Source organism: Altererythrobacter sp. H2 (assembly GCF_035319885.1).
GTDB lineage: Bacteria > Pseudomonadota > Alphaproteobacteria > Sphingomonadales > Sphingomonadaceae > 34-65-8.
On record NZ_CP141285.1, the window covers coordinates 2,669,082 to 2,694,699 of the forward strand.

38 protein-coding genes are annotated in these 25,618 nt (G+C 60.1%); 26 read left to right on the forward strand and 12 right to left on the reverse strand.

The window, feature by feature from the left end:
* Positions 1 to 96: 96 nt before the first annotated feature.
* The 7 genes from U4960_RS13155 to U4960_RS13185 all read left to right on the forward strand — a co-directional run bounded on the left by U4960_RS13155 (position 97) and on the right by U4960_RS13185 (position 5,074).
* Positions 97 to 711 carry a hypothetical protein gene (locus U4960_RS13155; protein WP_324261088.1) on the forward strand — a complete coding sequence of 205 codons (615 nt, stop codon included), beginning with the start codon at positions 97 to 99 and terminating at the stop codon, positions 709 to 711.
* Between the two features lie 691 nt (positions 712 to 1,402).
* Positions 1,403 to 2,179, forward strand: a complete 777-nt coding sequence (locus U4960_RS13160; protein ID WP_324261089.1) for a ZIP family metal transporter — start codon at positions 1,403 to 1,405, stop codon at positions 2,177 to 2,179.
* A gap of 117 nt (positions 2,180 to 2,296) precedes the next feature.
* Positions 2,297 to 2,605: a DUF1778 domain-containing protein gene (locus tag U4960_RS13165; RefSeq protein WP_324261090.1), complete on the forward strand. Its 309-nt coding sequence runs from the start codon at positions 2,297 to 2,299 to the stop codon at positions 2,603 to 2,605.
* Entirely contained in the window at positions 2,595 to 3,140 is a 546-nt protein-coding gene (locus U4960_RS13170) for a GNAT family N-acetyltransferase (protein WP_324261091.1), read from the forward strand. Before U4960_RS13165 ends, U4960_RS13170 begins: the two co-directional genes overlap by 11 nt.
* 17 nt (positions 3,141 to 3,157) lie before the next feature.
* Complete coding sequence (locus tag U4960_RS13175) at positions 3,158 to 3,877, forward strand: hypothetical protein (protein ID WP_324261092.1); 720 nt, start codon at positions 3,158 to 3,160, stop codon at positions 3,875 to 3,877.
* A 176-nt stretch (positions 3,878 to 4,053) separates the two neighbouring features.
* The gene (locus tag U4960_RS13180) at positions 4,054 to 4,503 is read left to right on the forward strand and encodes a helix-turn-helix domain-containing protein (RefSeq protein WP_324261093.1); all 450 of its coding nucleotides are present in this window, start codon (positions 4,054 to 4,056) and stop codon (positions 4,501 to 4,503) included.
* Positions 4,448 to 5,074 (forward strand): PIN domain-containing protein, encoded by a 627-nt coding sequence (locus U4960_RS13185; RefSeq protein ID WP_324261094.1) that lies wholly within the window; start codon positions 4,448 to 4,450, stop codon positions 5,072 to 5,074. The genes U4960_RS13180 and U4960_RS13185 overlap by 56 nt, the downstream gene beginning before the upstream one ends.
* Positions 5,075 to 5,100: 26 nt before the next feature.
* On the opposite strand, the gene U4960_RS13190 is transcribed toward U4960_RS13185, so the two are convergent.
* The gene (locus tag U4960_RS13190; protein ID WP_324261095.1) at positions 5,101 to 5,727 is read right to left on the reverse strand and encodes a DeoR family transcriptional regulator; all 627 of its coding nucleotides are present in this window, start codon (positions 5,725 to 5,727) and stop codon (positions 5,101 to 5,103) included.
* A gap of 177 nt (positions 5,728 to 5,904) precedes the next feature.
* Here U4960_RS13190 and U4960_RS13195 point away from each other — a divergent pair, with 177 nt between their 5' ends.
* From U4960_RS13195 to U4960_RS13205, 3 genes are read left to right on the forward strand one after another with little or no spacing between them, the layout of a single operon-like run.
* Positions 5,905 to 7,422, forward strand: coding sequence for a recombinase family protein (locus U4960_RS13195; RefSeq protein WP_324261096.1), 1,518 nt, complete (start codon positions 5,905 to 5,907; stop codon positions 7,420 to 7,422).
* Entirely contained in the window at positions 7,422 to 8,321 is a 900-nt protein-coding gene (locus tag U4960_RS13200) for a plasmid partitioning protein RepB C-terminal domain-containing protein (protein ID WP_324261097.1), read from the forward strand. Before U4960_RS13195 ends, U4960_RS13200 begins: the two co-directional genes overlap by 1 nt.
* Positions 8,318 to 9,268, forward strand: a complete 951-nt coding sequence (locus tag U4960_RS13205; protein WP_324261098.1) for a plasmid partitioning protein RepB C-terminal domain-containing protein — start codon at positions 8,318 to 8,320, stop codon at positions 9,266 to 9,268. The genes U4960_RS13200 and U4960_RS13205 overlap by 4 nt, the downstream gene beginning before the upstream one ends.
* 224 nt (positions 9,269 to 9,492) lie before the next feature.
* On the opposite strand, the gene U4960_RS13210 is transcribed toward U4960_RS13205, so the two are convergent.
* The 5 genes from U4960_RS13210 to U4960_RS13230 all read right to left on the reverse strand — a co-directional run bounded on the left by U4960_RS13210 (position 9,493) and on the right by U4960_RS13230 (position 11,748).
* On the reverse strand, positions 9,493 to 9,729 hold the full coding sequence (locus U4960_RS13210; RefSeq protein ID WP_324261099.1) for a hypothetical protein: 237 nt from the start codon (positions 9,727 to 9,729) through the stop codon (positions 9,493 to 9,495).
* 30 nt (positions 9,730 to 9,759) lie between these two features.
* Complete coding sequence (locus U4960_RS13215; RefSeq protein ID WP_324261100.1) at positions 9,760 to 10,170, reverse strand: DUF302 domain-containing protein; 411 nt, start codon at positions 10,168 to 10,170, stop codon at positions 9,760 to 9,762.
* 24 nt (positions 10,171 to 10,194) lie between these two features.
* On the reverse strand, positions 10,195 to 10,620 hold the full coding sequence (locus U4960_RS13220) for an OsmC family protein (RefSeq protein ID WP_324261101.1): 426 nt from the start codon (positions 10,618 to 10,620) through the stop codon (positions 10,195 to 10,197).
* A gap of 125 nt (positions 10,621 to 10,745) precedes the next feature.
* Positions 10,746 to 11,402, reverse strand: coding sequence for a DUF924 family protein (locus U4960_RS13225; protein WP_324263109.1), 657 nt, complete (start codon positions 11,400 to 11,402; stop codon positions 10,746 to 10,748).
* Between the two features lie 19 nt (positions 11,403 to 11,421).
* Entirely contained in the window at positions 11,422 to 11,748 is a 327-nt protein-coding gene (locus U4960_RS13230; RefSeq protein WP_324261102.1) for a TraR/DksA family transcriptional regulator, read from the reverse strand.
* A 259-nt stretch (positions 11,749 to 12,007) separates the two neighbouring features.
* On the opposite strand from U4960_RS13230, the gene U4960_RS13235 reads away from it, so the two are divergent.
* A complete protein-coding gene (locus U4960_RS13235) occupies positions 12,008 to 12,250 on the forward strand; it encodes a YdcH family protein (RefSeq protein ID WP_324261103.1) in 243 nt (80 codons plus the stop codon).
* Between the two features lie 210 nt (positions 12,251 to 12,460).
* On the opposite strand, the gene U4960_RS13240 is transcribed toward U4960_RS13235, so the two are convergent.
* Both U4960_RS13240 and U4960_RS13245 read right to left on the reverse strand, forming a co-directional pair.
* Positions 12,461 to 12,961, reverse strand: coding sequence for a S1 RNA-binding domain-containing protein (locus U4960_RS13240; protein ID WP_324261104.1), 501 nt, complete (start codon positions 12,959 to 12,961; stop codon positions 12,461 to 12,463).
* 60 nt (positions 12,962 to 13,021) lie between these two features.
* Positions 13,022 to 13,447 (reverse strand): RrF2 family transcriptional regulator, encoded by a 426-nt coding sequence (locus U4960_RS13245; protein ID WP_324261105.1) that lies wholly within the window; start codon positions 13,445 to 13,447, stop codon positions 13,022 to 13,024.
* Between the two features lie 86 nt (positions 13,448 to 13,533).
* Here U4960_RS13245 and U4960_RS13250 point away from each other — a divergent pair, with 86 nt between their 5' ends.
* The 8 genes from U4960_RS13250 (at position 13,534) to U4960_RS13285 (ending at position 18,538) form a co-directional block, all read left to right on the forward strand.
* The gene (locus U4960_RS13250; protein WP_324261106.1) at positions 13,534 to 13,944 is read left to right on the forward strand and encodes a group III truncated hemoglobin; all 411 of its coding nucleotides are present in this window, start codon (positions 13,534 to 13,536) and stop codon (positions 13,942 to 13,944) included.
* 2 nt (positions 13,945 to 13,946) lie between these two features.
* A complete protein-coding gene (locus tag U4960_RS13255; protein ID WP_324261107.1) occupies positions 13,947 to 14,219 on the forward strand; it encodes a DUF1971 domain-containing protein in 273 nt (90 codons plus the stop codon).
* A gap of 42 nt (positions 14,220 to 14,261) precedes the next feature.
* Complete coding sequence (hmpA, locus tag U4960_RS13260) at positions 14,262 to 15,473, forward strand: NO-inducible flavohemoprotein (protein WP_324261108.1); 1,212 nt, start codon at positions 14,262 to 14,264, stop codon at positions 15,471 to 15,473.
* A gap of 132 nt (positions 15,474 to 15,605) precedes the next feature.
* Entirely contained in the window at positions 15,606 to 16,262 is a 657-nt protein-coding gene (locus U4960_RS13265; protein WP_324261109.1) for an HPP family protein, read from the forward strand.
* A gap of 78 nt (positions 16,263 to 16,340) precedes the next feature.
* A complete protein-coding gene (locus tag U4960_RS13270) occupies positions 16,341 to 17,270 on the forward strand; it encodes a DMT family transporter (RefSeq protein WP_324261110.1) in 930 nt (309 codons plus the stop codon).
* Between the two features lie 133 nt (positions 17,271 to 17,403).
* The gene (locus U4960_RS13275) at positions 17,404 to 17,703 is read left to right on the forward strand and encodes a DUF1153 domain-containing protein (RefSeq protein WP_324261111.1); all 300 of its coding nucleotides are present in this window, start codon (positions 17,404 to 17,406) and stop codon (positions 17,701 to 17,703) included.
* A 75-nt stretch (positions 17,704 to 17,778) separates the two neighbouring features.
* Entirely contained in the window at positions 17,779 to 18,189 is a 411-nt protein-coding gene (locus U4960_RS13280) for a DUF4332 domain-containing protein (RefSeq protein ID WP_324261112.1), read from the forward strand.
* A gap of 43 nt (positions 18,190 to 18,232) precedes the next feature.
* Positions 18,233 to 18,538 (forward strand): hypothetical protein, encoded by a 306-nt coding sequence (locus tag U4960_RS13285; RefSeq protein ID WP_324261113.1) that lies wholly within the window; start codon positions 18,233 to 18,235, stop codon positions 18,536 to 18,538.
* Between the two features lie 132 nt (positions 18,539 to 18,670).
* On the opposite strand, the gene U4960_RS13290 is transcribed toward U4960_RS13285, so the two are convergent.
* A complete protein-coding gene (locus U4960_RS13290; protein ID WP_324261114.1) occupies positions 18,671 to 18,871 on the reverse strand; it encodes a dodecin family protein in 201 nt (66 codons plus the stop codon).
* 48 nt (positions 18,872 to 18,919) lie between these two features.
* Positions 18,920 to 19,303, reverse strand: coding sequence for a DUF3597 domain-containing protein (locus U4960_RS13295; RefSeq protein ID WP_037474711.1), 384 nt, complete (start codon positions 19,301 to 19,303; stop codon positions 18,920 to 18,922).
* 131 nt (positions 19,304 to 19,434) lie between these two features.
* Here U4960_RS13295 and U4960_RS13300 point away from each other — a divergent pair, with 131 nt between their 5' ends.
* The 7 genes from U4960_RS13300 to U4960_RS13330 all read left to right on the forward strand — a co-directional run bounded on the left by U4960_RS13300 (position 19,435) and on the right by U4960_RS13330 (position 23,492).
* On the forward strand, positions 19,435 to 20,037 hold the full coding sequence (locus tag U4960_RS13300) for a DUF937 domain-containing protein (protein ID WP_324261115.1): 603 nt from the start codon (positions 19,435 to 19,437) through the stop codon (positions 20,035 to 20,037).
* A 56-nt stretch (positions 20,038 to 20,093) separates the two neighbouring features.
* On the forward strand, positions 20,094 to 20,849 hold the full coding sequence (gene aqpZ / locus U4960_RS13305; protein WP_324261116.1) for an aquaporin Z: 756 nt from the start codon (positions 20,094 to 20,096) through the stop codon (positions 20,847 to 20,849).
* Between the two features lie 13 nt (positions 20,850 to 20,862).
* Positions 20,863 to 21,129 carry a GlsB/YeaQ/YmgE family stress response membrane protein gene (locus U4960_RS13310; RefSeq protein WP_324261117.1) on the forward strand — a complete coding sequence of 89 codons (267 nt, stop codon included), beginning with the start codon at positions 20,863 to 20,865 and terminating at the stop codon, positions 21,127 to 21,129.
* Between the two features lie 148 nt (positions 21,130 to 21,277).
* Positions 21,278 to 21,745 carry a hypothetical protein gene (locus U4960_RS13315; RefSeq protein WP_324261118.1) on the forward strand — a complete coding sequence of 156 codons (468 nt, stop codon included), beginning with the start codon at positions 21,278 to 21,280 and terminating at the stop codon, positions 21,743 to 21,745.
* Positions 21,746 to 21,796: 51 nt separating this feature from the next.
* Positions 21,797 to 22,240, forward strand: coding sequence for a hypothetical protein (locus tag U4960_RS13320; protein WP_324261119.1), 444 nt, complete (start codon positions 21,797 to 21,799; stop codon positions 22,238 to 22,240).
* Between the two features lie 66 nt (positions 22,241 to 22,306).
* Positions 22,307 to 22,885 (forward strand): hypothetical protein, encoded by a 579-nt coding sequence (locus U4960_RS13325; protein WP_324261120.1) that lies wholly within the window; start codon positions 22,307 to 22,309, stop codon positions 22,883 to 22,885.
* A 145-nt stretch (positions 22,886 to 23,030) separates the two neighbouring features.
* Complete coding sequence (locus tag U4960_RS13330) at positions 23,031 to 23,492, forward strand: hypothetical protein (protein ID WP_324261121.1); 462 nt, start codon at positions 23,031 to 23,033, stop codon at positions 23,490 to 23,492.
* 361 nt (positions 23,493 to 23,853) lie between these two features.
* Here the strand turns inward: U4960_RS13330 and rnk are convergent, their stop codons facing one another.
* Together rnk and U4960_RS13340 are read right to left on the reverse strand one after the other, a co-directional pair.
* A complete protein-coding gene (rnk, locus tag U4960_RS13335) occupies positions 23,854 to 24,258 on the reverse strand; it encodes a nucleoside diphosphate kinase regulator (RefSeq protein ID WP_324261122.1) in 405 nt (134 codons plus the stop codon).
* Between the two features lie 235 nt (positions 24,259 to 24,493).
* On the reverse strand, positions 24,494 to 25,498 hold the full coding sequence (locus tag U4960_RS13340; RefSeq protein WP_324261123.1) for a rod shape-determining protein: 1,005 nt from the start codon (positions 25,496 to 25,498) through the stop codon (positions 24,494 to 24,496).
* Positions 25,499 to 25,618: the final 120 nt, after the last annotated feature.

The following is a 25,618-nucleotide window of genomic DNA, read 5'->3' on the forward strand; positions in this document are numbered from 1 at the left end:
TCATGAACAGCTGCCGTTCATGATTACCATCCTGCCCCATCGTTCCCGAATTGGGATGGCTGGTTCGTCCAGGTCGGTCCTCATGAGGAGATGTCCGTGATGCTTACCAACACAGAGATGGCGCTGTTACTAGCGGTCGTGGTGCTTGCTGCTATCGCTATATGGATGTGGATGCGAAGCCGCAAAACGGCCGCATTGAAGGATCGTTTCGGGCCGGAGTATGAGCGGACCGTTCAAGCTGTTGGCGATGAACGAAAGGCCGAAAACGTGTTGGCGACGCGTGAGAAGCGCGTGGCTGCGTACAGCGTAAAATCTCTGCCAGAGGATATGCGCGAGCATTTTGTGGAAACCTGGCGCCAGGTCCAAGCTCAATTCGTGGACGACCCGAAGTATGCAGTGACGAGGGCAGACGATCTGTTGGGCGAAGTGATGAGGGCACGTGGCTATCCGGTGTCGGAATTTGATCACCGTGCTGAAGACCTCTCCGTGGATCACCCTCAGGTCGTGGAGAATTACCGGACGGCGCACGCCATCGCGGATCGCCATTCCCGCGGGGAAGCGACCACTGAGGACCTGCGCACTGCAATGATTCATTATCGAACGTTGTTCGACGATCTGGTGAACGAGCCTCAGCTGACCGGACGCAGAGACGGGGGAGCTGGTCACACACAGGATCAACAGTCCGATGGAGCGGCATCCCGGAACCCATAGCCTGCGGGGCCTCCGTCTAGCCAGTCCGAAGGGCGTGTAGCGGGGACCGTCGCTGCAATCCCGTTCAGCTACACGAACGGCAGTTTTCGGGAAGATACGAGCAACAGCGACGGCTCGCCAGGAACCCTCAGCTGGATAAACTCAGGAAAATCAAGCCAGTGGCGAAACCGTGCGAACGGCCCCAAACAGGGTATTGGCGGTGGGAACGAGACCATATTACAACCTCATCCAGCCCAGTACTTGACTGGTACCATCGAGAGATAATTCGGGCCTCAGATTTTCATCAAAAACCGGGACTGCGCAGCCTCTTTTTTATACGATTTCTGCTTCAAGACTGAAACTCCAGACGGATTTCTGCGTGTGGGTAATTCGATTTCAGGGGGCAGCTGCAAAGCATGAGGCCCCATCGATCCCTCGATGAGGCCTCAAAAAAGTAACCCCCCGGTGTTGGGCAAGCCGAGGCTCTAGGCCTGGGGGGTGTTGTTGTCGCACATTTATGCTCTCGATTCCTGAAGGTCAATTAACGCCCCCGGGGCGGCGAGCCAACGCGACATCTCAGGTGGGATCGGGGCGCCTCAGCATTGCCCAATTCCGTCTGACCCGCGCGAGCATCGGTGGATTGCTTTGACAGCGCCAGCCGAGATGATCCATCCCCCTAGCCTCGAGAGGTTTCGCAATCGCGGCGGGGGAAGTGGCAGATAGCAGTTTCACCTTTTTGTGGCTTGCCGCCGGGGCATCCCTCGCATCGCCGTTAGGCGGTTGGTTGGGATCCCGTGGAAAGACCGGAACACTATTTCTGTCGATCTCGGTAGGTATGGCCGCTGGCGTGCTGTTGGGAACTTTCGCGTTCGAGATGATGCCGAGCGCTGGATCTGCTGCCGGCAAGATCCCCACTATTGTCGGCTTCGTCGCAGGCTTTCTGACCGTCTATGCCTTCGATCTCTACATCAATCATGGATTCATGGCGGGGAATGAATCCGACGAATGGCACAAACTTTCCCGCCGGCATCGCATCCATCGAGCGCGAGGATCCAAGGTTACCCTGCTTGCAGGCAGTACCGCGATTGAAGAACTTATCGAGGGGCTAAGCATCGGCGTAGGTCTGGCCGCTGATCCCAATTTGGGGATAATGGTCGGGGCGGCCATCATGCTGGACAACGTCGTCGAGGGCATGAGCATCGCTGAAATTATACGGGCCGAACAAGGAGAGAATGCATCTCGGCCGATATTTGCCTGGACCGGGATGATCGGACTGGCCCTGTTTTCTTCTGCCACTGTTGGTTGGGTTTTTCTGAGTGACGTATCCACGAGCGTGCTGGGCATTCTCCTTGCAATCGGCGCAGGAGGCATGTTCTATCTCACTGTTGCAGATCTTTTGCCCCGATCCGCAAAGACGCAATACCAGCAGTCCGCAGCACTGGCCGTGGCTGTGGGGTTCTTGTTGATCTTCGCGCTGACTCAGAGGTGACCGCCGGGACACAATTCCGTCCTGCCCCTGTTCCGGTGGCCCAGAGCCACCTGCGAGAGCATCGTCATTGACGTGTACGGCGTTTTGCCGTACACGATGGCAACAAGGAGATTGACCATGTTCGCCCTGGAAACCGTTACCCCGACCCCGGGCAAAATGGAGGCCCGCAAAGAGGTGCGCATGCACCGTGCCGACGAAGAGCGGATCAGGGCTGCAGCAGCTGCCACCGGTCTGCAGGAGGCAGACTTCATTCGTCAGGCTGCTCTGCTCCGCGCGCAGGAAGTTGAGCAACGCATGTCCCTGTCGATTTTGCCGGTTGCGGCATTCGAAGCGTTCAAAGCCGCTGTGGATGCACCGGGCAAGAAGATCCCCGGCCTCGCCCGCGCAGCGAAGGCCACGAAGGGCCTGCTCAAGGATGCCGGCTGAAACCGGGGCTGAACTCCCGGCCCTGACAATCGCCAAATTCGACAAGGCGCTGCACGACCGCAGCGCCTTTTCATGTGGCTTTGCACCGATCGACAATTTCCTGAAATCGTCCCTGTCCGACCAGGTCAAGGACGGCATGGTCACCGCGTGGATCGCAACGGCCGACGGGGATAGCGCGGTACTCGGCTTCTACACGCTTGGCGCCATGGCCGTGCGCGCGGAATTCGGCCCGAAGAAATGGCAGCGTGCTCGAGTTCCGGATGTCCCGGTAATCTACATTCGGGCGGTTGCCGTCCGCGAGGACATGCAGGGCAAACGCCTTGGCACCGCGCTTGTCATTGATGCGATGCAGCGGTGCCTTGGGATTGCTGACCAGATGGGTGCCGCCGCCATAGTGCTCGATGTGCTCGACGGGGATCACTTCGACCGGCGGTGGAGATTCTACGCGGACCTTGGTTTCCTGCCGCTGGGAGACCCGGGAAATCCCCGACGCGTTTACATTCCCATGTCCGATGTGCGGGCGACATTGGGCTAAAGCTGGCCGTTGGAAGCATGATCCAGTTCACCCCTGTCGCTGACGACAATCCAGATCTGGCCTTGTCACCGTTGCTGCGAGGGGCGCGACTGACACTCGACTACATTGAAGCCAACGCCCCGATCGGGCTGACGCCCTTGAAAGCGCTGAAACGGTATTTTGTGCAATGGGCGGCCGAAGCCTTCGCCTGGCCTTTCTATGAGCCCGAGGACCTTTATTACCTCAACAAGGTCCTCAACGAGCAGGACTTTCCACCGCTGATGGTTTTGCACGACGTGCTGCTCAGCGCGAAGTTGGTGCGTCACGCCAAGGGCGCGATGCATTGCACAAAACTCGGCAAACAACTCAAATCCAAGCCCGGGGAGCTATGGACAGTCCTGGCCGATCACCTGCTTGCCCTCGATCACGCCCCATATACGCGCCATGAAGATACCCTCGTGGGGAACTGGGACATTTTCCTCAATGTCATCAACGTGGAAGCGCACAATGGGGCGACCAAGGATCGCCTGAGCTCAGTGCTGTTTGGCAGCGGATCCGAGGACGGGCGTAATTATCATAGACTGAGGGCAGCTTTCTACATCCACGTGCTGCGTCCGCTGACATGGTTGGGCCTTATGCAAGAGCACCGTATCGGCAGCGGGCGGGAGCGACAGGAAGTTTTCACCAAGACGCCCCTATGGGCTGCAGCGCTTGCGTTGGAGACCGACAGACACCTTGAAAATCTGACCCGACATTGACGGAAGCGGGCGAGATATCTTCAATCGCACAGTTGCCTGATGACCAGCGCCAGCCGATCTCGGCGTCGCCACTGCCCGATCCTGCCTGCCCTGGTGATGGCGTCATCATCCGTTAAGGCCGTTTCGTTTATTGCGTTTGTATTCTGGTTGCGCGATAGGAGTGACAGGAGACAAACATGACCGACTTACTCGACCATGCCGACACCTCAGTGGTGCCGAACGCACAGGACAGCGAGCTGGCTGCGACCGCAAGCCGCGCGCTTGCGCGTGCCAAGAAGGACGCCGTCCATGTTCGCCTGGACGACGGGACGGACCTCCCGTTGCCCAAAGCAGTCACGCCGCTCCTGATCCACCTGCTGACCGAGATGGCGAACGGCAATGCTGTAACGCTGATTCCTGTGCATGCGGAGCTGACCACGCAGGAGGCTGCGAACCTTCTGAACGTGTCGCGGCCTCATCTCGTCCGGCTATTGGAAGAAAAGAAAATACCCTTCCACAAGGCAGGGACGCACCGCCGGGTCAAATTTGTCGACCTCGAAGCTTACAGGGCTCGGTTCGAGCAGGAACGCCGTGCTGCGCTTTCCGAACTGGCAGCACAGGCCCAGGAGTTGGGGATGGGCTATTAAGCTTTCGCGCTACACCGTCGTTTACGACGCATGCGTATTGTATCCGGCGCCACTGCGGGATTTCCTGCTGGAGCTGGCAATGACGCAGCTGTTCCGTGCGAAGTGGACGGACGAAATCCATGATGAGTGGATCCGCAATGTTTTGAAGAACCGACCGGATCTCACGCCGGAGCAATTGGCGCGCACGCGCGCCCTGATGGACGCAGCCGTCATGGATTGCCTGGTGGACGGCTACCAAGCTCTTGTTCCTGCGCTGGCACTCCCCGACGAAGATGACCGCCATGTGCTGGCATCAGCCATTCATTGCGGCGCGGATGCTATCGTCACCTTCAATCTGAAGGATTTCCCTGCCGCGGAGCTCGAGAAGTACGACATCGAGGTGCTGCACCCCGATGACTTCATCCATCACCAGTTTGGGCTGGCGCAGGCGGCTGTCATCGTCACAGCACAACGCTGCCGGTCCCGGCTGACGAACCCTCCCAAAAGCGTCGAAGAATATCTGGACACGCTGGCCAGTCAGTCACTTCCCAAAACGGTAGCTGAACTCCAGCCTTTCAGCGGTGTAATCTGACATCATGCCGCGCTGACGAGCGTGTCCTACCGAACCCTGACGGCGATATAATGCCCTCGGCGCAAGGTGCCGACAAAACAGATCAGCTCCCACTCCTTCAGCAAAGCGATGTCCCGCCGGGCCGTCTTCTCGCTGACGTTCCAATGCTCAGCGAGATCGGCTGCGCGGCAGTGGTCCCCATTTTCGACTCGGGTCAAAAACCACGCCTGGCGTTCATTCAGCAGGTGACTATTGGGGCCATCGCTGTCCCTAATGATGTCCCTGTTCGTGTCCCTATTGGCTTCCGGGACCGCACACTCCGGAGGGCAAGAAGCTGCACTCGCCGCCCTCGCGGATAAGGCCTCGATCAAGCCCTCGCCAAGAGGTGGAGCAATCATGTCAGGCTCTGCCAGCAGTTCCACCACCAGCCCCCGCACAGCCGGCGATTTCACGCAAAGTCTCATAAGAAAATAACCGCTTGGCCCGAAATCCCCACTGAGCCAGTTCTTCACGCTGCGCTCGCTGGCACCGGTCCAGCCCATGATGGTTTTGACCGTCCGGTGGGTGTTGCCATGCTCCTGCCGCAAAGCGTCGGCGATCAATTCCGCATAGTCCTTCGCTGACCTCGCAAGCCCGTTCCACGGGTGCAACATTCTGCCCTTTTTCGGCAACATCCTCCGTTCCCTTCACCGCTAAATTGTCGTGCGTGCGGAACGGTAGGCAGAGGTGCGCTTCGGGCTGCAGTTGGTGGATGCCCTGAACTGCTGCAGCGGCTGAACCGGAAAGGGCGAAGCTTGAAGGAATGGCAAGACGAGGAAGATCGGCACGATTCCCCAGGATCTGCACCCTCCGTGCGGGCCGCCGAATACGTCCGCATGTCGACCGATCACCAGAAATACTCGACTGAGAACCAGGCCGACGCGATCCGGCATTACGCCGCCGCGCGAGGCATCGAGATCGTCCGCACCTATGCCGATGCGGGCAAGAGCGGTCTCAAGATCGAAGGCCGCGACGCCCTCAAGCAGCTCATCGAAGACGTACAGTCAGGGAACACGGACTACACCACCGTTCTCGTCTACGATATCAGCCGCTGGGGCCGTTTCCAGGACGCCGACGAAAGTGCCTATTACGAGTACATCTGCAAACGGGCCGGCATCGCAGTCCAGTATTGTGCCGAGCAGTTCGAGAATGACGGCAGCCCGGTCTCGACCATCGTCAAAGGCGTCAAACGCGCCATGGCTGGTGAGTACAGCCGGGAGCTCTCTACCAAGGTGTTTGCCGGTCAGGGCCGGCTGATCGAGAAAGGCTACCGCCAGGGCGGTCCGGCGGGTTTCGGGCTGCGCAGAACGCTGATCGATGAGACCGGCACCATCAAGGGGGTTCTGGGGCGCGGCGAACACAAGAGCATCCAGACCGATCGTGTCATCCTGACGCCGGGCCCTGACGAGGAGATTGCTGTCGTGCAGGAGGTCTACAGGGCCTTCGTTCACGACGGCCGGACCGAACGGGAGATCGCCGTCGACCTCAATTCCCGGGGCATTCAGACTGATCTCGGCCGCCCCTGGACCCGCGGTACCGTGCACCAGCTACTGATCAACGAGAAATATGTTGGCGACAATGTCTGGAACCGCCGCTCGTTCAAGCTGAAGAAGAAGCGGGTGCGCAATGCGCCGGACATGTGGATCCGGGCCCCCGGGGTCTTCGAAGGGATTGTCGAGCGCGATCTGTTCGATGCTGCCCATTCAATCATCCACGCCCGATCGTTTCGGTTGTCCGATGCCGAGATGCTCGGGGCGCTTCAGGCCCTCTATGACCGCAAGGGGCTGCTGTCGGGCATCATCATCGATGAATGTGACGGGATGCCCTCGAGCAGTGCCTACAGCTCACGGTTTGGCAGCCTGCTGCGCGCCTACGGCCTGGTCGGGTTCACCCCGGACCGGGATTACCGCTACATTGCCATCAACCGGGCCCTGCGCAGGCTGCACCCCGATATCCTGCGGCAGGTGCTTGAAGGCCTGCGCGACCAGGGCAGCGATGCCTGGCAGGACCTTGCCACCGACCGCGTCGTTGTGAACGACGAGTTCAGCCTGTCGATTGTCATTGCCCGCTGCACGCCAACACCGACGGGCCTGCTGCGCTGGAAGCTGCGCTTCGATACTTCGCTCATGCCCGACATCACGATCGTGGTGCGCATGGACGCGGACAACCGCGCTCCGCTCGATTTCTACCTGTTCCCCCGGCTTGATGTGGCGTCGGATCGCGTGCGGTTGGCCGAGGAAAACGGTCTCAGCCTCGACGCGTACCGCTTCGACACGCTCGACTATCTCTTCGACATCGCAGCGCCGATCAGCATCGTGGAGGCAGTCTGATGCCGGACGCCCGTCCCCAACAGATCGAGATGATCCCGATTTCGCGGATCACGGTGCTCAATCCGCGGGCCCGCAACAAGCGGCAGCACCGCGAGATCGTCAACAACATCGAGGCGATCGGCCTGAAACGCCCGATCACGGTCAGCCGGCGCCCCGGCGAAGGCAGTCCCCGATATGACCTGGTTTGCGGCGAAGGCCGGCTCGAGGCCTTCCAGATGCTCGGGCAAACCGAGATCCCCGCCGTCGTGATCGAGGCCGCCGAGGCTGAATGCCTGGTGATGAGCCTGGTCGAGAATATCGCGCGCCGACAGCACCGGCCGATCGACCTCATGGAGGAAATCGGCAGCCTGCACCGGCGCGGCTACAACGATACCGAGATCGCCGCCAAGATCGGGGTGACACCCAGCTGGGTCAACATGATCGTCACCTTGCTGGAGCGCGGCGAGAACCGGCTGGTGGCGGCTGTCGAGACCGGGCTCATTCCGATCAGCCTCGCAGTCGACATTGCCCGCGCCACTACCGACGAAGCCCAGAACCTGCTGATCGATGCTTACGAGAGCGGCCAGCTCAGGGGCAAGAAGCTGGGCGCGGTGCGCCGGATGCTCGACCAGCGCATGAAGCGCAACGGCAGGGCGGCTGCCGTCCATGGCCTCGGGCGCCGCAATGCCCACCGGCGCATGACCTCCACTGACCTGATGCAGATCTATCAGCGCGAAGCCGAGAAGCAGCGCATCCTGGTCAAGAAGTCCGATTTCACCCAAACGCGGCTCCTGTTCATCGTCGAGGCCCTGCGGGACCTGCTTAGCGACGACGGCTTCACCACACTGCTGCGCGCCGAACAGCTCGAAACCATGCCGCGCGCCCTTGCGATGCGGATATCCGGGGACATGGACGCGTGAAGGATCGGATCGGTCAGCCGCCCACTGACGGCAGCGGCCACGACGGGGTCAGGCTGGCTTTCCAGACCACCAGCGTGACGCTGGGTCTGGACCAGCTGGTGCCGCTCAAGACCCTCCGGCCTGACACCCGCGAAAGCAAGAAGTACGCCCAGATCCTCGGGTCGGTAAAGGCGATCGGGCTGGTGGAAGCGCCTGTCGTCACGCCCGATCCACAAAACAGGGAGCGGTATTTTCTGCTCGACGGGCATGTGCGGATCGAGGTCCTGCGCGATCTCGGCATCGACACGGTCGAGTGCCTGATTTCGACCGATGATGAGACCTACACCTACAACAAGCGGATCAACCGCCTGGCCGCGATCCAGGAGCACCGGATGGTGGTCAAGGCTGTCGAGCGCGGCGTGCCCGAAGCCAGGATCGCCGAAGCCCTCGGGCTAGACATTGCCACGATCCGCCGACGGTTCCGGCTACTCGATGGCATCTGCCCCGAGGTCGTGGAGATGCTCAAGGACGTTGCCTGTCCGATGAAGGTTTTCGACGAGCTGCGGCGGATGACAACCATTCGCCAGATCGAAGCCGCAGACCTCATGGTCGGGCAAAACAACTTCACGGTGCCCTTCGCCAAGGCCTTGCTGGCCGCCACCCCTGACAACCAGCTGGTGAAGCAACCCAGGAAACGGCGTGACGGCGCCAATGCTATCAGCACCGAGCAGATGACGCGGATGGAACGGGAACTGGCTGCGCTGCAGGCCCAGGTCAAATCGGTCGAAGAAACCTACGGCCTCGACAACCTGCATCTCACCGTAACCCGCGGCTACATCGCCAAGCTGCTCGGCAACGCCCGCATTGTCCGGTGGCTCTCGCAGAACCGGCAGGAATATCTTGGCGAGTTCCAGCGGATCGCGGAAATCGACAGCATCAGTCCCGCACCCACGCCGGTGCAAGAGTGAGCTGGATGGGGACCCGGACCCGATAAGCGCGGGGACCATGGGAGACGCCGCACGACGGGGCGGATCGAGCATGGCGGTGGGAATGGCGGCGAACCCGCATGCAGCCCACCAGGCCGGCCGTCATAGGGACCGGCCGCATGCGCAGGCCAATGCTTGCGCATGACGGAAAACCGGGCGTGCCGGCATTGCGGGTTGCCGGCACGCCCATATCGAGAAAAATTGGCTCAGAGCGCCTTCTTCAGCCGCTCGTAGGACGCACGCAGCTCGTCAGCCAGGATCTCCAGCGCCGACTTGATGTTCTCTCCCGTCTCATGAAGTCCTGCTTCGGACACGAAGTGGTTCCATTTGGCTTCTGCTTCCTGCCATTCCTGCTGAGCTTCCATGCTGCCCAGATGGGCCTGCACCTTGGCCTCATCGCGCAACGCGGCGAGTTCCGTCTTCAGATTTTCCAATGCGCTCATTTTCTTCCTCCTGTGCTGATTTTCGATGGTCTAAATTTCGGATTGCCGCAGCCGGTCGATCGCGCGCGCGAGCTTTTCCCGGACTACCTCGGCCGCCTTTACCAATTCAGGATTCCTGATGGCCTGCATGGACGCCACCGGGTCAATCGCCGCGACTTCAACTTCGTCCGAACCTGACTGCTGCACGATAACATTGCAGGGCAGCATCAGGCCGACCTTGTCTTCCAGTTGCAGCGCCTCGTGCGCCAATGTCGGGTTGCAGGCCCCAAGGATCGTATAGGGGCGGAAGTCGACGTCGATCTTGGATTTGAGGGTCTGCTGGATGTCGATCCGGCTGATCACGCCGAACCCTTCAGTCTTGAGCGCTGCCTCCGTGCGCGCGATGGCGTCATCGAAGGGGACCTTCAACCTGGCGGAAATATAGTAGCTCATCGCCTGCATTCTCCTGTCTGGGTGCGGGTTTCGTCAGCTTGCCGCAACCGTAGTGATTACCGGCGTGCCCTCCAGCGTGCGCTGTACCGGGCAGCGTGCCGCGACCGTGATCAGCTTTTCCCGCTGCTCATCGGACAGATCCTCGCCAATGACACGGATTGTTTTGGCGAAATGATCCGTCTTTGCCGGCTTTCCTTCGACCGTGCCCTTGGCATGCGTCAGGGTGACTTCCACGCGTTCGAGCGGCCAGTTCTGCTCACGGGCATACCAGCGCACCGTCATGGCCGTGCATTCGCCCAGTGCTGCCAGCAACAGGTCATAGGGCGCCGGTCCCAGGTCCCCGCCACCCTGTTCGACGGGCTCGTCGCCGATGAGGTGATGGCCGGACACATCAATGCTGACTGCAAAAGCACTTTCACCGGTCTCGACGATGTGCGCTGTTGTCGTGCCTGTACTCAAAGAGCGTCTCCCCTCATGCCGTGGCCCATGCTGGGACCATAACAGGTCATTTCTCGAACTGTCTGACAAAATGCCACTTGCTTGGCGTGAAGGTTGCAGTGGTCGAGAACAGTGCGGGCCTGCCGTCACAGGCGTTCTGGTTGAAATGCGCGCAGGTGCGGAAAATCGCCCTTTCCAAGGTACTCCTGTTCCGCAGGCATCGATTGCCTTCCAAGGATCTCATTGCGGTGCGGGTGACGGCCAAATGCTGCAACGACCTGGCGGACGTCTTCGGCCTGTTTCACCAGGGATCGATAGATCGACTGCAAGTGTTCCGGGGCGGTGGAAGCAATTTCTCCGCGCAGGCGGATGAGGAGGTCGATGCGATCGAGGTGGTCGGGGCCTTCGCAGTGACCGAGTGGCTGGGTGAAGGCGATCTTGAACCACGGCGTATCGAGAGCTTCATAGTGGCCAGTTGCCAAGCCCGTCAGCGCCAGTTTCAGTGCGGCAGCATCCTGCGCGAATGCCCGCGTCGTGCCCCGCCAGAGTGACCGTGAAAACTGATCCAGCAGAATGATCAGTGAGAGGCGTCCCTCCGGATCGCTTGCCCAGTGATCGAGCCCGCCCTGCGCTCCACGCACCGTCAGTTCTGAAAACCGGGCGACGATCGCCTCATCTGCACCGCCCTGCATTCGCCAGAACCAATGCTTGCGATGAGTTTCTGCGTCCATATCAACGTTGCGCCCTTCCGGAAACCAGAAATCCAGAACGTCACGCCACGGCTTAAGTGGGCTTGGGATCATGCGGTTCAATCGGATGAAATCACTGTTCGCTGCTTGCACAAGAAATGCAGAGTGCCGCTTCCGGGCGGGCCTCAAGACGCTTGGGAGGGATGGCATCGCCGCAGCGAACACATTCGCCGTAGGTGCCGTTTTCGATGCGCAACAAGGCCCGGTTTACCGACGCGATTTCGCGGGCGACCAGCGCGGCCTGCGCTTCGAGAGAGGCGTCATCCTCCATCTCGACCGCCTGCTCGGACGAGTCCGGGTTCAAGGGCTCCGCAAGATCCTGAGCGAGGCGCTGCTGCCGGCCTTCGAGTTCGGTGAGTTGTTGCGAAAGGCGTGCTCGGGCGGCGTCGGCATTCGGCATGGACAATAATCCTTTCAAGTCTCCTGCCCTTTGGTAGCAAGTGCCGCCGCTGTCTGACAACGAGAAGTCCTTCGGCGCAAAACCGGCATGCAAGGATTCGTTGTCTATGCCGGCCTGCAGGATTTCTTCCGGCGTTCAAGCGACGTCGACAGCTGTGCTCGCCATCCCTAGGGTTAGGGAACGGCCAGCTCCGGCGCGGCGCGAGGGATTCATCTTGCCGCATTTGAGACCGGGCCGTGATTGCGATTGGAGAATTTGAATGTCGAATACCCCCCACACTCTGGGCGAAGAATTTCCTGACCAGATGGACCAGATCCACGCACTGAAGGTGTCGAACACCCGGTTCGCCAAGCTCCTGGTGGACTATGACGCAGTTAACGACGAGATCCATCGCGCGGAAACCAACATCGCGCCGGTGTCGCAGGATCGCGAAACCGAACTGCGCAAACAGCGCCTCGCGCTCAAGGACCAGATTGCCCAGGCTCTGGCTGAAAACGCCTGATCCGGGTTTGAAGGTTCGCCTTCCGCATCATGCCCGTGGTCGTGCGGGAGGCGAACTATCCCTTGTTGCCTTGACCATGCACCATAGATTCGCCTGAAAACATCTCCGCAGAAAGTCTTCTTGGCTCAACGCCGAAGGGTTGAGTTCGGTCGTTTGGGATACACGCACCCGCAACCAAACACAGGCTATGCGCTCGTCTCGATCGTAGCCTCAGACATACCCGCAAAGCGCAAGTCTGATGCGGCGCCTGTCGCTGTCAACCTGCAGCACGATGACGGCGACTTCCTGGAAGTTTGAAACGATCTCACTGGGGTCGGCGAAATGTTTGCCCCAGTTCATGTCAGCAACATGGGCGAGCCCTTCAACGCCGGTTTCCAATTCGACAAATGCACCGTATTTGGTCACGCCTGTTACTACGCCGCGAACCTTGCCGCCAATTGGGTACCGGCTGCTTGCTCGCTCCCATGGATCGCTCTCCAGTTGCTTCATTCCGAGCCAGAGGCGCTGCATCTCATGGTCAACTTGAAGAATCTGGACGCGGACCACATCGCCGACTTTGACAACCTCACCAGGATGCTTGAGCCGCTTGTAACTCAAATTGGTGATGTGCAGCAGGCCATCGAGGCCGCCAAGGTCGATGAAGGCGCCGTATCGCTTGATGCGTTTCACCACGCCATCGACGATCTGACCTTCGCGCAGGCCAAAGATCACTTTCGATGGTTGCTTATCGCCCACTGAGTCAAGACCGACCGGCCGGCACACCGCCCATCACTATGAGGCTGTCTGATGCAGGAACCGGGAAAAATCAGGTTGCCGCGCCAGGACATCTGCAAGCGTATATCCATTGAGTACCTCGAGAAAGGCAGCAAGCGCCTCATCCAGCATGCTGGTCAAACCGCAGGCTGAAGCGATGAGGCACGACGAGCACTCCACCAGCTCGAAGTCCTCCTCTGTATGGCGGATCAAGGCTCCGACATTGATCTGTTCCGGTGGTCTGGCGAGCCGAATTCCCCCGTGGCGCCCCCGGGCACTCTCCAGGTAGCCTGCGCCAACCAGATCGCTGACCACCTTCATGAGATGGTTCTGGGAGATAGCATAGGCACCAGATATCTCCGCGATAGAACACAGCTTTTCCGGTTGCCGTCCCAAGTAGAGAAGGACCCTCATGGCGTAGTCCGTGTAGCGCGTCAGGTGCATCTGATTACCCTAATGATGCATCTATATTGCATGATTTTCACGGGAGGTATAGATGCATCAAAAGAGCATGTTTTGGAGTCGCCTCTATGGAACGACTGGATCTGTCCGAAAACGGGTTGACCACCCTTGTTGAAGCCTTTTATGCAAGGGTTCGGGCCGATGCCGAGCTGGGCCTGATTTTCGACGATGCCATCGACGACTGGCCCGAACACCTCGAGAAATTGGCGGCTTTCTGGTCGTCAATCATGCTGACAAGCGGACGCTACAAGGGGCGGCCCGTGCCTGCCCATATGAAGCATCGCGACCGGATTACCCCGGCACTGTTCGGCCGTTGGCTGAACCTCTGGAAAAGAACCACCGATGATCTGATGTCCGCCGATGCAGCCGCGGCCCTTCAGGCGAAGGCTGAGCGGATTGCTGAAAGCCTGCAGCTTGCCATGTTTTTTCGGCCCGGCAGGGCGCAAGATTACGTCCAGGCAAAGCCTAAGGCAGCCTGATCATGGCCGCGATCACACCCTTTCGCTCGACCCCGATATTCGATCAGGACACCCTCCCTGCGGCGCTTCGACGCCGCCATGACACGAAGGCAGGCGTGTGGGGAGTGATCCGGGTGCTTGAGGGCGAACTCAGGCTCACCATTCTCGACCCAGTCTCCGAAGGCGTTCTGACGCCGGACAAGCCGGGATTGGTGCTGCCAAAGCAGCCTCATTTCGTCACCGCGACAGGGTCCATGAAAATGCAGGTCGATTTCTATGACCAGCCGCCTTTCTGATCAGTTCTCCCGCTTCACAGATCAACCAACCGGAGTTTATGTATGACCCAACCGCTCAGTGAGCAGACGATCGCTCTCGTCAAGGCGACCGTTCCGGCGCTCGAAGCCCACGGCCTCGACATCGTTCATGAAATGTATTCGCGCATGTTCAAGAACCCCGACATCCGGGATCTGTTCAATCAGTCGCATCACGGCGTTTCCGACGCGCAGCCGCGCGCACTGACCGGCGCTATAATGGCCTATGCCAGCAATATCGAGAACCTGTCCGCCCTCGCTCCTGCCGTGGAGCGAATTGCCCAGAAGCATGTCGGACTGCAAATCCTTCCAGAGCATTACCCCCATGTTGGCGAAGCGCTTTTGGGCGCAATCAAGGCCGTTCTGGGCGATGCGGCAACAGACGAAATCCTCGAAGCCTGGGGCGAAGCCTACTGGTTCCTGGCCAACATCCTGATTGCACGCGAAGACCGCATCTATACCGAGCAACGCGACAGCGGCGGTGGCTGGAATGGTTGGCGGGATTTCCGGATCGAGGAAATCATCGAGGAGAGTAGCGTCATCAAGTCCTTCATTCTGCGTCCTGCTGATGGCGGGCCGGTCATGGAGCACAAGCCTGGGCAGTATCTGACCTTCTGGTTCGAAATCGACGGCCATCCGCCGGTGAAGCGCAACTATTCGATCTCGTCCGCCCCCAACGGGGCAACGTATCGCATATCTGTCAAGCGTGAGCCGATGGGGCTGGCGTCGGGCTGGTTGCATGACAAGGCCGGCACGGGCACCGTTCTCAAGGTGGCCGCGCCGGCTGGCGAGTTCTTCCTTGCAGACAATGCGGAGCGGCCAATCGTGCTGCTGTCGGGCGGTGTGGGCCTGACGCCAATGGTGGCCATGCTGGAAGCTCTGGTCGCCCGCGAGGTCGATGTCCCGGTGCATTATCTGCACGGCACGCATGACCGAGCCACTCATGCCATGCGCGATCATGTACGCCAACTTGCCAGCAAATCCTCGCTGGTCCGGGTTACGGATTTCCACCAGACGCCGCAGGCAGATGAAGTGGCGGGACGTGATTACGATCATGCCGGGATCATTACCGACGAGTGGCTGATCGCGAACACCCCGGCCACTGACGCCGATTACTATATCTGCGGACCTCGTCCGTTCCTCCGGCACGCCGTGTCGGCCCTGTCATTGGCAGGCGTGCGCTCCGACCGGATCCATTACGAGTTCTTCGGCCCGGCAGACGAGTTGCTCGCAGCCTGAACGCCTGCTGCACCAGTATGGCAAGCCCGGGGCTACTCTCAGCCTCGGGCTTGCATCATCAACGCCCTTTCCGTTGTAGCCAGTTGCTGGGCTCGGGCGGCATTCCACCTGACTGAAAAAGGATGAACTGGCTTGCGACTGTTCAAGCCCATTCTTGCCGGCGTCCGCACCGGCGACCGACTGCTGGCCTGTCTTGGCGCATCGGGCGGCATTGCCGTTTCTATTCTGATCTGTTCGTTGCTACCGCTTCATGGGTCGGATTTCCCCTTGGTCGTCGCACCCTTGGGAGCGTCGGCCGTGCTGGTGTTTGCTGTGCCCTCTAGCCCGATGGCGCAACCTTGGCCCGTCATCGGTGGCAACATCACCTCAACCGTGGTTGGCGTGCTGATTTACCGGGCGATCCCGGATATCGGGCTTGCAGCCAGCCTTGCGGTAGGCGCCGCCATACTGATCATGTCGCTGCTGCGTTGCCTTCACCCGCCCGGGGGCGCATCAGCTCTGACAGCTGTAATTGGATCAGACGCGATTCATACGGCGGGGTTTGGCTTTGCGCTGCTGCCGGTCGGCATCAATTCGGCCACGCTGGTGATAGCTGGTTTGCTGTTTCACAGGCTGACCAGCCATTCCTACCCGCATCGACCCGCACCAGCGCCCGATGCAGGCCTGCATCTTGCCGACATCGATGCCGCGCTTGAAGATATGCACGAAAGCTTCGATATCAGCCGTGAAGATCTGGATGCGCTGCTTTCCCGCGCCGAGATGCATGCAGCAAATCGCAAGGGGACATGACAAGTCTCCTGGCCAGATGTTTCGTACCCGAATTCGCTGCAACCTTGATCCAGCCATAACCCGGATGCCTTCCCTGCCATGCCTGCCATTCTTGTCCGTACGCTTGGTTGGATCTGGGAAAGGCCCTACCTGTTGCTGACATTCACGGCATTGTTCTGGGCGGGAAATTCAATCGTGGGGCGAGGCGCACGCGATTTGATTCCGCCCGTCGCACTCGCTTTCTGGCGCTGGAGTCTGGCGCTTCTCCTGATGCTGCCATTTGCCTGGCCACATCTGCGACGTGATATGGCCCGCCTAAAAGAGGCATTGAAATCAGTGCTCGTGCTGGGGATGCTCGGCATTGGCGCTTTCAACACCCTTCTCTACACTGGGCTGCAGACCACTACCGCAGTCAACGGTCTGCTCCTGCAATCGATGCAGCCGGGCCTTATCCTGTTGCTCGGCGCGATACTGTTTGGCGATCGCACTGGCCTGCTGCAGCTGATCGGTATCGTGCTTTCGATCATCGGCGCCCTGATGATCATCCTGCAGGGCGATCCTGCGGCGCTCATTGGAATGAAGCCCAACGAAGGTGATTTGGTGATCAGCGCCGCAGTCATCATATGGTCGCTCTATACGGTCCTGCTGCGCAAACGCCCCAAGGTCCACCCCATGAGTTTTCTGGCCGCGACAGTTGGTATCGGTGTGGCCGCATTGTTTCCGCTCTATATCGCGGAGATCGCCAGCGGGCGACTGATCCTCAACCATGCGGAAAGCTGGCTGGCAATAGCCTATGTCGGCCTGTTTCCTTCGCTAATCGCATACTTATGTTTTAACCGCGGGGTCGAATTGCTTGGCCCTGCCACAACCGGCCTTTACCTCAACATAATGCCGGTAATCGGCGCGCTGCTCGCAGTCATTTTCCTCAACGAGGCAATCCGCTGGTTTCACTTCCTCGGCATACTCCTGATTGGGGCGGGCATTATCTGTGCGGTCCGACCCACCCAGCCCCAGTCACCGAGGCCTTGAGGCGGTCGATGCCATGTCCAGGCAGCCCCCGCCGCATCATGCAATGTTAACCTCCACCGGCCATGGTCATCGATCCCGCATAGCTGACAAAGGAGGCGGCGCCGGCATAGGTGGCAGGCGATCGATATGCTCAATGATTGAGAACCAGAAAATCCGTCCCGCTGCGGTCATCGGGCCGCTCGGCGAACCGCTCACCCTGGAGTCCCTGCCGCCAAGAGACACCCGACGCTGGGTCGTCCGGCGCAAGGCCGAAGTGGTTGCTGCCGTCAACGGCGGATTGCTGACCATCGACGAGGCCTGCGAGCGCTATGACCTGACCATCGAGGAGTTTGCCGCCTGGCAGCGCGCCGTCGACCGGTCTGGTATGCAGGGGCTGCGGGTCACGAGGCTGCAACACTACCGTGACCTCTATGAGCGCCAGCAGAAATATTGACCGGCGTTTGCATGGCCTGATCTGTCCGGTTAGGCTGTCAGTCGCAGAATAGACAAGGCGTAATGCAAGGAGTGGATGATGGCGTACAAGATCGAGGAAATCGAAGGCATTGGAGCGAAGTACGCCGAACGCCTGCAGGCAGCGGGCATCAAGACTTCGGACGACCTGCTCAGCGCCTGCGGCAGCCGCAAAGGCCGCGACGACGTTGCCACGCAAACCGGATTTTCTGCCAGCCAGCTGCTCAAGTGGGCCAACATGGCCGACCTGATGCGGATTTCGGGCGTGGGCGAGGAATATTCCGAACTACTCGAGGCCGCCGGCGTCGACACGGTCAAGGAACTGGCCACCCGCAATGCCGAGAACCTGGCAGCGAAAATGAAAGAGGTGAACGAGGCGAAGAAGCTTACCCGAGCAGTGCCTGCTGCATCGCAGGTCCAGAAATGGGTCGACCAGGCCAAGTCCATGGATCCCGCGATCAGCCATTGATCGAGGGGCATTGCATCCGGACACCAGGAAATCGGGAGGGGCCATGAGCGAGAATCCGGCTCAAAAGCAAAGTGTCGAACGCCTGCCTGACCAGCGGTCCTCGTTGATCACGGACGAACTGAACAAGATCCTTGCCATGCTGCAGGGCGCATGCCCCAAAGACGCGATCATCAGCTTCGATTTCGATGGCAGGCTACACGTCCATGTCGACGTGCACAGCTTCGAAGACCTGCTGAAAGTCGAGGGGATCCTGCCGATCCTGGGCGGCGGCATGCTTCACGACCTCACGCGCGGGGAAACCCCGCACCGCCCCTTCCACCATCGGCTGAGCGCCATCGTCGATCGTTGATGATAGCCGACAGCTGCCTCTCAAGCCAAAGAAGCAGTCGCCAATGAAAAGCCGAGGATCTGCAGGGCAGATCCTCGGCCTTGTCGTGCGTGACCGGCTGCGGCTACCCGTGCCGACAGTCGTCAGGGCGCGTCATTTGACGATGAAGGTGATCGACAGGATCACCCGCCATTCGCTGATCTTGCCATCGCTGACGGTGACCTTGGTGTCCTTGACCCAAGCGCCTTCAATGTTTTCGACGGTCTCTGCTGCCTTGGAGATGCCGCTGGAAACCGCATCCTCAAAACCCGTCGTCGAGCTGGAAATCACTTCGATTACTTTGGCGATAGCCATGGTGCTTCTCCTGAAAATCCCCTGTTTGGGTTACCCCGAGCCTGACGATCAATCCAGAAGTTCGGCCGGAACCTTGCCGCCATTGGCCGCCAGTTCCCGCATGACCTGCTTGTGCAGCCAGATGTTCATTTCAGCGCTACCGTCAAGCGCACCGGTGTAACCGAGTTCCTGGGCGAGGCCCTTGCGCTCGGTGAGGCTGGAATCGAGGCCGAGCAGCTTCATCAGGTCGACAATCGAGGTTCGCCAGTTGAGTTTCTGGTCGGACTTTGCCGCAAGGCCACTGAGGATGGCTTCCACGTCGACTTCGGAAACCGGCTGCGGTGCGACTGGGGTCGGTGCCGCGGGAGCCGCCGTGGTCTGCGCGGGTGCAGCAGGAGCCGCCTCTGCCTTCTTGCCGAAAATGGCGTCCTTGATCTTACCGAAAAAACTCATCGCGCTTCTCCTTGCTCTCTGACATCATCCCGAAACGAGTGTGTGGGAGCCATGTTGCTTTGGCAAGTCATGGGCGATGATCATGACGCCTGTCGGACACGTCTGGCGTCGTTTTAGAACAGGAGGCCGCAGTGAATATTGCAGACATCATGAAACAGACTGGGGCGCTTGATTCGATTTCGCGTGAACTGGGTGTCGATCCTGCGACCGCGCGCAGCGGGGCAGAGGCGCTGCTGCCCGCCATCCTCGGCGGCTTCAAGAAGCAGGCGCAGCCGGCGCCGGGTGGCCTTGGCGGGCTGATCGACATGCTGGGCGGAGCCGCCGGCGGCGGCCTGCTGGACGCGGTGACCGGCAGCGCCCCCACGCCTGCGGAGCCGGGAAATGAGATTCTCGGCCAGATCTTCGGCTCCAAGGATGTCAGTCGGACCGTAGCGGGCCAGGCAGCGCAATCGACCGGAATTGATCCCGCACTGCTCAAGAAGATGCTGCCCCTGCTCGCCATGGCGGTCACAGGCTATCTGGCCAGCCAGAAAGCGGGCGGCGCATCCAGCGACACTGGACAGGGCGGCCTCGGCGGCGTGCTGGGTCAGGTTTTGGGCGGCGTGATGGGTGGCAGCCAGAGTGGCGCGCCCCAGAGCGGCAATGTTGGTGGTCTCGCGTCGCTGATCGACCTCGACGGTGACGGCAATCCACTCGACGACATCCTGGGCATGGCGGGACGCCTTGGTCGCTGACACCGGCAGCTTAGCCAACTGATCTGGAGAGCAGACAAGCGCAAGGGGGAGATATCATGATACGCAAATTGTCTGCCGAACTTTTCGGCACTTTCTGGCTGGTATTCGGAGGCTGCGGTTCTGCCGTTCTGGCGGCGGCTTTTCCGGAGCTCGGTATCGGGTTTGCCGGTGTTGCGCTGGCCTTCGGCCTCACCGTGTTGACGATGGCCTATGCAGTGGGCGGGATCTCTGGCGGCCATTTCAACCCTGCGGTTTCCTTGGGCCTCGCGCTGGCTAACCGGTTCTCCTGGAAAGAACTGATCCCCTACTGGATCGCCCAGGTGGTCGGCGCGATTGCCGCTGCCGTCGTGCTGTACGCCATTGCCTCAGGCAAGAGCGGGTGGAGTGCGGGTGGCTTTGCCTCGAATGGCTTTGGCGACCTGTCACCTGGCGGCTACTCGATGCAGGCAGCCCTGCCCATCGAGATTGTGCTGACGGCCGGGTTCCTGATCGTCATCCTTGGTTCAACCTCGAAAGCAGCCCCTTCCGGTTTTGCGCCGATAGCCATCGGTCTGGCTCTGACGCTCATTCACCTGATCTCGATCCCCGTCACCAACACTTCGGTCAATCCGGCCCGGTCCACGGGCGTCGCCATCTTCGCCGACACCGCAGCGATGGGACAATTGTGGTTGTTCTGGGTTGCCCCGCTCGTGGGCGCGGCCATTGGTGCCGTGATCTGGCGAGTGATGCTATCGCCCGGCGAGGCACCGGAAAACATAGGCAACGAAGAATTCGTGGACGTCAGCGTGACGCACCTGGAAATCCGCAACTGAGGAGGAAAATACTATGGGCTGGATCATTGCACTGATCGTGGGCGGCATCGCCGGCTGGCTGGCCAGCAAAGTGATGAACCGGGATGCCTCGATGGGCATCTTCTGGAATATCGTCGTCGGCTGCGTCGGCTCGCTGATCGGCAATGCCGTCGCCGGGCCGCTGCTCGGCATCAGCGGCAGCGTACAGCAGTTTTCGCTAACCGGACTGATCATCGCCTTCGTCGGCGCCGTGATCCTGCTCGGGATCGTCAACATGGTGCAGCGCCGGAATATCCGCTGAACGAAGCGAGGTATCGGGTGATCTCACACCCTCACCCGATACCTTTACCTGCCCTTTGGTCCGATTTGCCCGCTTACGTGCTCAGCAGTTCTGTATTTGAGAGAGGTTTGCCATGCGTCGCTTCCTGATATCTGCGCCCATCTTTCTGTTGATTACAGCGTGCTCCGGCGAGCAAGCAGATGAGGCTGCAGCGGCAGGCGGCGGTTCGGACGTCGCTGAACCTTACCGCACATCTTTCGACAGAGCGTGGCAGAGTGCCAGCGAAGGGCGCAGCCCCTCACAAGCCTGTGCCGGCGTTGTCGGCAAGGCAGCAGGACTGCTGAAAACAACGGCGACTGGCGGGCAGGAACGCACGGACGCGATTGCGGCACTCGATGCCTGTTATGTCGGTGCCATGGCGCACTTCGTGGATACGACCCTGTCCGTCGAGAATCCCGGGACGACACAATGCATAAGCCTGCTGAAGGCCCTGCCTGTCCACCGCAGTTCGCTGGGCGGATTTATCACTGACGTTGGCGAGGATGTTGCAGCCTACGATCGCCGCCTGAACGAGCGGATCGAGGCGAAAGTGCGCTCGGCCTGCCCCGACACTGCCGCCGTCATTCTTGGGGCTTGATCCTGTCGCCGGAATGACGCCCCCCCCATCCGCCGTGAAAAGGAGAGTCTCATGAAAATGCCCCAGATCGCGAAATTTGCCGCCGCTCCTGCCCTGCTTGTGCTTGCTGCGTGCGGGCAGGATGCCGCAGTTGAAAATGAAGCTGTGGCTGACGAGACGGAAATGTCGGCCACAGGCACCTCGGCCTCGGGCAAACGGGACTGGATGCCGGCGGGCGTCGCCCTGCCAAATGGCCACACAGTGATCCAGGACACCAAGATCGGCATGCGGACATACTTACTGCAGGTCAGTGTCCCCAATGATCCCAAGTCAGAATTCCCCGAATGGAAATCTGCGCTTGAGGCGGCTGGATACCAGGTCAACGACGGAATGCTCTCCGATGGCCGGTTGCTGTTCGACGGCGGCAACGTCGAAAGCGGCCAGATCTCCGTTTCGCAGCCCGAAGATGTCGAAGGCTACATGATTCAGATCGATGTCACTCAAACCGAGCAATAGCGGTCATACCTTTACGCTGAAGGCGTAAGACGCACTGCGATCGCCGTTTATCTCCAGGAGCCCATCATGTCATTTCGCCCATCCAAACGCAGTGCCATCCTGTTCCCGATCGCGGCCCTGCTCATCACAGGGTGTTCGCCCGATGGACAGGAATCCGGCGCCAGCCCCGCTGCGCAATCCAGTGGTGCCGGCGATGGCGCTGCCAGCACTGGCAGGCAGGATGAGGGCACACTGATCACCGGCACAGTCAATGGGCAACCTGCCAGCTGGTCACTGTGGACAATGCAGTCGGATTTCACAGGTGATGCCAGCAGCGGCACGGTGTCTGTCATGGCCCGAAAAGTGAGCGGGCCTGACGACATCGGCAATATTGCTTTCGGCTTCGAACTCGGAGGCGGGAAGCCAAACAATCCGGAAATTACGCTCGACAATGGCGAGGGGAAGCGGACCTTCTACCTTTCATCATCGTCGACCGCACCCGTGACATTGAACAAGGTTGAGAAATCCGGCGAGCAATTGCACCTTAGTGGTTCTGTGTCCGCGAAACTCGGTCATTCAACAGACTTCGGGCGGACCATTGATGACAGCAAAAGCCATGCAGTCGAACTGACGTTTGACATCAAACTGGACAGTCTCAGTCAGTAAAACAGCAAGTCAAGCTGCCTCGGCCGGCAGGGCCAGGGCCGGCGCGCCTTGGTGCAAGGGTAATATTTCCCGGAAGGTAGCAGCTCCCTTTGGCGAAACCATCACAAGGGACAGCGCCTCGAAGCGAGAGAAAGGGGACGGCTAGATGAAATCGATACAATTGGCAGTGGTCGTCGCGCTCGCTGTGACCACCTGTCCGGCTGCCGCCGCTGCTCAAACGGTCACGGCAGAATCGCCGCATGAAGTAACGTTCAGCCCACAGATCCTTGATCGTGAAAACCACTGTATCGTTGGCTTTTCTGTCACTTATCCGAAGGAAGTCGCGCCACATAGCCGTCACGTTCGCATAACCACGCTCTGGTCAGAGGCGAGCCAGGACAACCCCTGGCCTATCCCTTCGCTCGGAGCGCCTGACAGCTTCACTCACAACGAGGACGGGACAGTTACCTTTTCCGGCGGGGTAAATGAAAGCATTGGCGGATGTGACCCCGAACTGACCGCTCGCACATTGGCAATCGGCCCCTGTGCAGACGGCGAATGCCCTCCAGCACGCTTCGTCCCGGATGAGGCGGCCGCGAGCCTGGGGCTTCACGAAGCGGAGTATTGAAGAGCTAGACTTAGCCTTGATGGTATCGCGCACCGTCGTTTCTCCACAAAGGGCCAACCGTGAACGCACCACAAATATTTGGTCAGCGCCAAGCCCCAAAAGACTGGAAGATATCGGCCTTTTTGCTCTGGTCTTTTTAATGATGTTCGTCAGCGCTGTCCGGCGCCTGATTTGCGTAATGGAAACATAGCGTCGAGCTTCGACACCCTCATTGGTCGGGAGAGTGCACTCCCACGATGATTATTTCGGGTGAAGATCCTGCGAGTAGACCCCACCCAAAAATCCCCGCCCTTTCCGGCTGGGCCCCGAATGCCCTCAAGCGCTTTGCAGGATAGCGTTTGGCGATGTGCCGTTTTCACTATTATCCTTGAATGACATCAAGGATCCGCAAGGGCCGCTGCTTCCCGGCACGATCGGGCCATGCGATCGACTGCCCCGGCCTCAGGCCGAGCAATCCAGCCCCAACCAGCGACAGGATCGAAATGCGTCCCGCTTCGATGTCGGCAGCTTGAGGGTAGACAAGTTGCAGCGTGCGCTCGGCGCCACTCGCCTCGTCAACAAACTTTACAGTCGATTGCATGGCGACGACATCCCCCGGCAGCCGGGAATCCTGCACAATCCTGGCGCGGTTGATCTCGGCGAGGAGCAGTTCGGCCACCTGCGGCAGCCGCTCTTCCGCCTCGATGGCAAGATTCCCGATCCGTTCCGCGTCGCTTTCACGAATCTGGATCGGTGGCCGGGCCCGGGCCTTGCGATGGGTGGTCATGGTGTTCTCCGTCAGCGCCGGTCATGCAGGCGCGGTGCGCTGGAAAAGCGCGATGTAAAGGCTGATGGTCGGTTTTGCCCCGGACTGCGCCGGACGTGGCTCTCGCTGTCCGGGGCTATTGGCCCACGAGAAGCGAACTCGCATGGCAGCGCTGACGCTGACGTGTGGCAAACCGGAACATGACACGATGATGGCCGCAAGCGATCTTCAAGTCAAACCAGGTGTCACGCCCCGATCAGTGCAGGAGCGCCTTTTGCAGGCCGCTTGCCACGCAATAAGCGCTGTTCGAAGCAAGGGCGACATGCAGCCCGGTGGCCTGGGCCAATGCCGGCCGGACAAGATTGATGGCTGCACTGCCGCCGGTCAGGACAATGCCGTCATCGTGGATATCGCGGCTCAGTTCGGGCGATATCTGGCCCAGCAGGTTCACAACCATCCTGGTGATGCCGGCAATATGCTTTTCGACCACGGGGAGCAGATCACCTATCGGCAGTTCCAGGGCTGCGGGCAATCCGTTCACGAGGTCGCGTCCCTTGAACCGGATCGTGGCGGCAGGGGCTGCCTGATCCTGGAGCATCCTGACGATGTCGCGTTTCGCGTGTTCAGCAGTGTTCATGCCGATGAGAAACTTGTGCTGAAAATGGAGATGATCGGCAATCGCGCGATCAAGCGCATCGCCTCCGCCGCGTAGGGATGCAGTCGCGCAGATTCCGCCCAGTGACAGGACGGCCGCCTCCGTCGTACCGGCACCGCATTCCACGATCATGGAGCCGCGGGGATGATCGACCTGAAGGCCTGCTCCCCACGCGGCAGCCAAGGGTTCCGTCAACAGTGCGACAGCCCCCAGACCAGCATCGTTTGCCGCGGTGAGCAGCGCGCCACGCTCTGCGTTGGTTGCATCGGCTGGCACTCCGATGATTGCGCGAAAGGAGCGGAGCCTGCGCTGGCCGACACTCGATCGCACGGCATAGGCCAGATAGTCGCGGGCCGCCGCGATATCGCAAAGCACCCCGCGATGCAGAGGGCGCACGATCCGCAGGTCTCCGGATGCACGCTCCTGCATGGGGCCGACGGCAGCTCCGGCAGTGACCAGTTCACCGGCATCGACGCGCCCCGCGAAGCAGCAGAGCGACGGCTCATCGAACAGGACACCGCCATCAGCCGACACCACCCGCGTATTGGCCGTGCCAAAATCAATCGCGAAATCGGCCTTGCCAGCGCCGGGAAACAGTCTTCTCATCTCGGCCCGATAGCAGTTGCTCCAGGGGAAGTCTCCCGAGAGCTTCCAACCTCCTGTTGCGGGCTCACAGATCCAATCCTACCCCTGCCTTCAGCCTCCTTCAGGCCACTGCAAAGCCGT

Excerpts from the sequence above, each read along its gene's own strand:
- U4960_RS13165 (WP_324261090.1), top strand. The coding sequence starts at position 2,297 with ATGTTCGCCCTGGAAACCGTTACCCCGACCCCGGGCAAAATGGAGGCC.
- U4960_RS13170 (WP_324261091.1), top strand. The coding sequence starts at position 2,595 with ATGCCGGCTGAAACCGGGGCTGAACTCCCGGCCCTGACAATCGCCAAA.
- U4960_RS13175 (WP_324261092.1), top strand. The coding sequence starts at position 3,158 with ATGATCCAGTTCACCCCTGTCGCTGACGACAATCCAGATCTGGCCTTG.
- U4960_RS13180 (WP_324261093.1), top strand. The coding sequence starts at position 4,054 with ATGACCGACTTACTCGACCATGCCGACACCTCAGTGGTGCCGAACGCA.
- U4960_RS13190 (WP_324261095.1), bottom strand. The coding sequence starts at position 5,727 with ATGTTGCCGAAAAAGGGCAGAATGTTGCACCCGTGGAACGGGCTTGCG.
- U4960_RS13200 (WP_324261097.1), top strand. The coding sequence starts at position 7,422 with ATGCCGGACGCCCGTCCCCAACAGATCGAGATGATCCCGATTTCGCGG.
- U4960_RS13210 (WP_324261099.1), bottom strand. The coding sequence starts at position 9,729 with ATGAGCGCATTGGAAAATCTGAAGACGGAACTCGCCGCGTTGCGCGAT.
- U4960_RS13215 (WP_324261100.1), bottom strand. The coding sequence starts at position 10,170 with ATGCAGGCGATGAGCTACTATATTTCCGCCAGGTTGAAGGTCCCCTTC.
- U4960_RS13225 (WP_324263109.1), bottom strand. The coding sequence starts at position 11,402 with ATGATCCCAAGCCCACTTAAGCCGTGGCGTGACGTTCTGGATTTCTGG.
- U4960_RS13230 (WP_324261102.1), bottom strand. The coding sequence starts at position 11,748 with ATGCCGAATGCCGACGCCGCCCGAGCACGCCTTTCGCAACAACTCACC.
- U4960_RS13235 (WP_324261103.1), top strand. The coding sequence starts at position 12,008 with ATGTCGAATACCCCCCACACTCTGGGCGAAGAATTTCCTGACCAGATG.
- U4960_RS13245 (WP_324261105.1), bottom strand. The coding sequence starts at position 13,447 with ATGCACCTGACGCGCTACACGGACTACGCCATGAGGGTCCTTCTCTAC.
- U4960_RS13250 (WP_324261106.1), top strand. The coding sequence starts at position 13,534 with ATGGAACGACTGGATCTGTCCGAAAACGGGTTGACCACCCTTGTTGAA.
- U4960_RS13255 (WP_324261107.1), top strand. The coding sequence starts at position 13,947 with ATGGCCGCGATCACACCCTTTCGCTCGACCCCGATATTCGATCAGGAC.
- hmpA (WP_324261108.1), top strand. The coding sequence starts at position 14,262 with ATGACCCAACCGCTCAGTGAGCAGACGATCGCTCTCGTCAAGGCGACC.
- U4960_RS13270 (WP_324261110.1), top strand. The coding sequence starts at position 16,341 with ATGCCTGCCATTCTTGTCCGTACGCTTGGTTGGATCTGGGAAAGGCCC.
- U4960_RS13275 (WP_324261111.1), top strand. The coding sequence starts at position 17,404 with ATGATTGAGAACCAGAAAATCCGTCCCGCTGCGGTCATCGGGCCGCTC.
- U4960_RS13280 (WP_324261112.1), top strand. The coding sequence starts at position 17,779 with ATGATGGCGTACAAGATCGAGGAAATCGAAGGCATTGGAGCGAAGTAC.
- U4960_RS13285 (WP_324261113.1), top strand. The coding sequence starts at position 18,233 with ATGAGCGAGAATCCGGCTCAAAAGCAAAGTGTCGAACGCCTGCCTGAC.
- U4960_RS13290 (WP_324261114.1), bottom strand. The coding sequence starts at position 18,871 with ATGGCTATCGCCAAAGTAATCGAAGTGATTTCCAGCTCGACGACGGGT.
- U4960_RS13295 (WP_037474711.1), bottom strand. The coding sequence starts at position 19,303 with ATGAGTTTTTTCGGTAAGATCAAGGACGCCATTTTCGGCAAGAAGGCA.
- aqpZ (WP_324261116.1), top strand. The coding sequence starts at position 20,094 with ATGATACGCAAATTGTCTGCCGAACTTTTCGGCACTTTCTGGCTGGTA.
- U4960_RS13310 (WP_324261117.1), top strand. The coding sequence starts at position 20,863 with ATGGGCTGGATCATTGCACTGATCGTGGGCGGCATCGCCGGCTGGCTG.
- U4960_RS13320 (WP_324261119.1), top strand. The coding sequence starts at position 21,797 with ATGAAAATGCCCCAGATCGCGAAATTTGCCGCCGCTCCTGCCCTGCTT.
- U4960_RS13325 (WP_324261120.1), top strand. The coding sequence starts at position 22,307 with ATGTCATTTCGCCCATCCAAACGCAGTGCCATCCTGTTCCCGATCGCG.
- U4960_RS13330 (WP_324261121.1), top strand. The coding sequence starts at position 23,031 with ATGAAATCGATACAATTGGCAGTGGTCGTCGCGCTCGCTGTGACCACC.
- rnk (WP_324261122.1), bottom strand. The coding sequence starts at position 24,258 with ATGACCACCCATCGCAAGGCCCGGGCCCGGCCACCGATCCAGATTCGT.
- U4960_RS13340 (WP_324261123.1), bottom strand. The coding sequence starts at position 25,498 with ATGAGAAGACTGTTTCCCGGCGCTGGCAAGGCCGATTTCGCGATTGAT.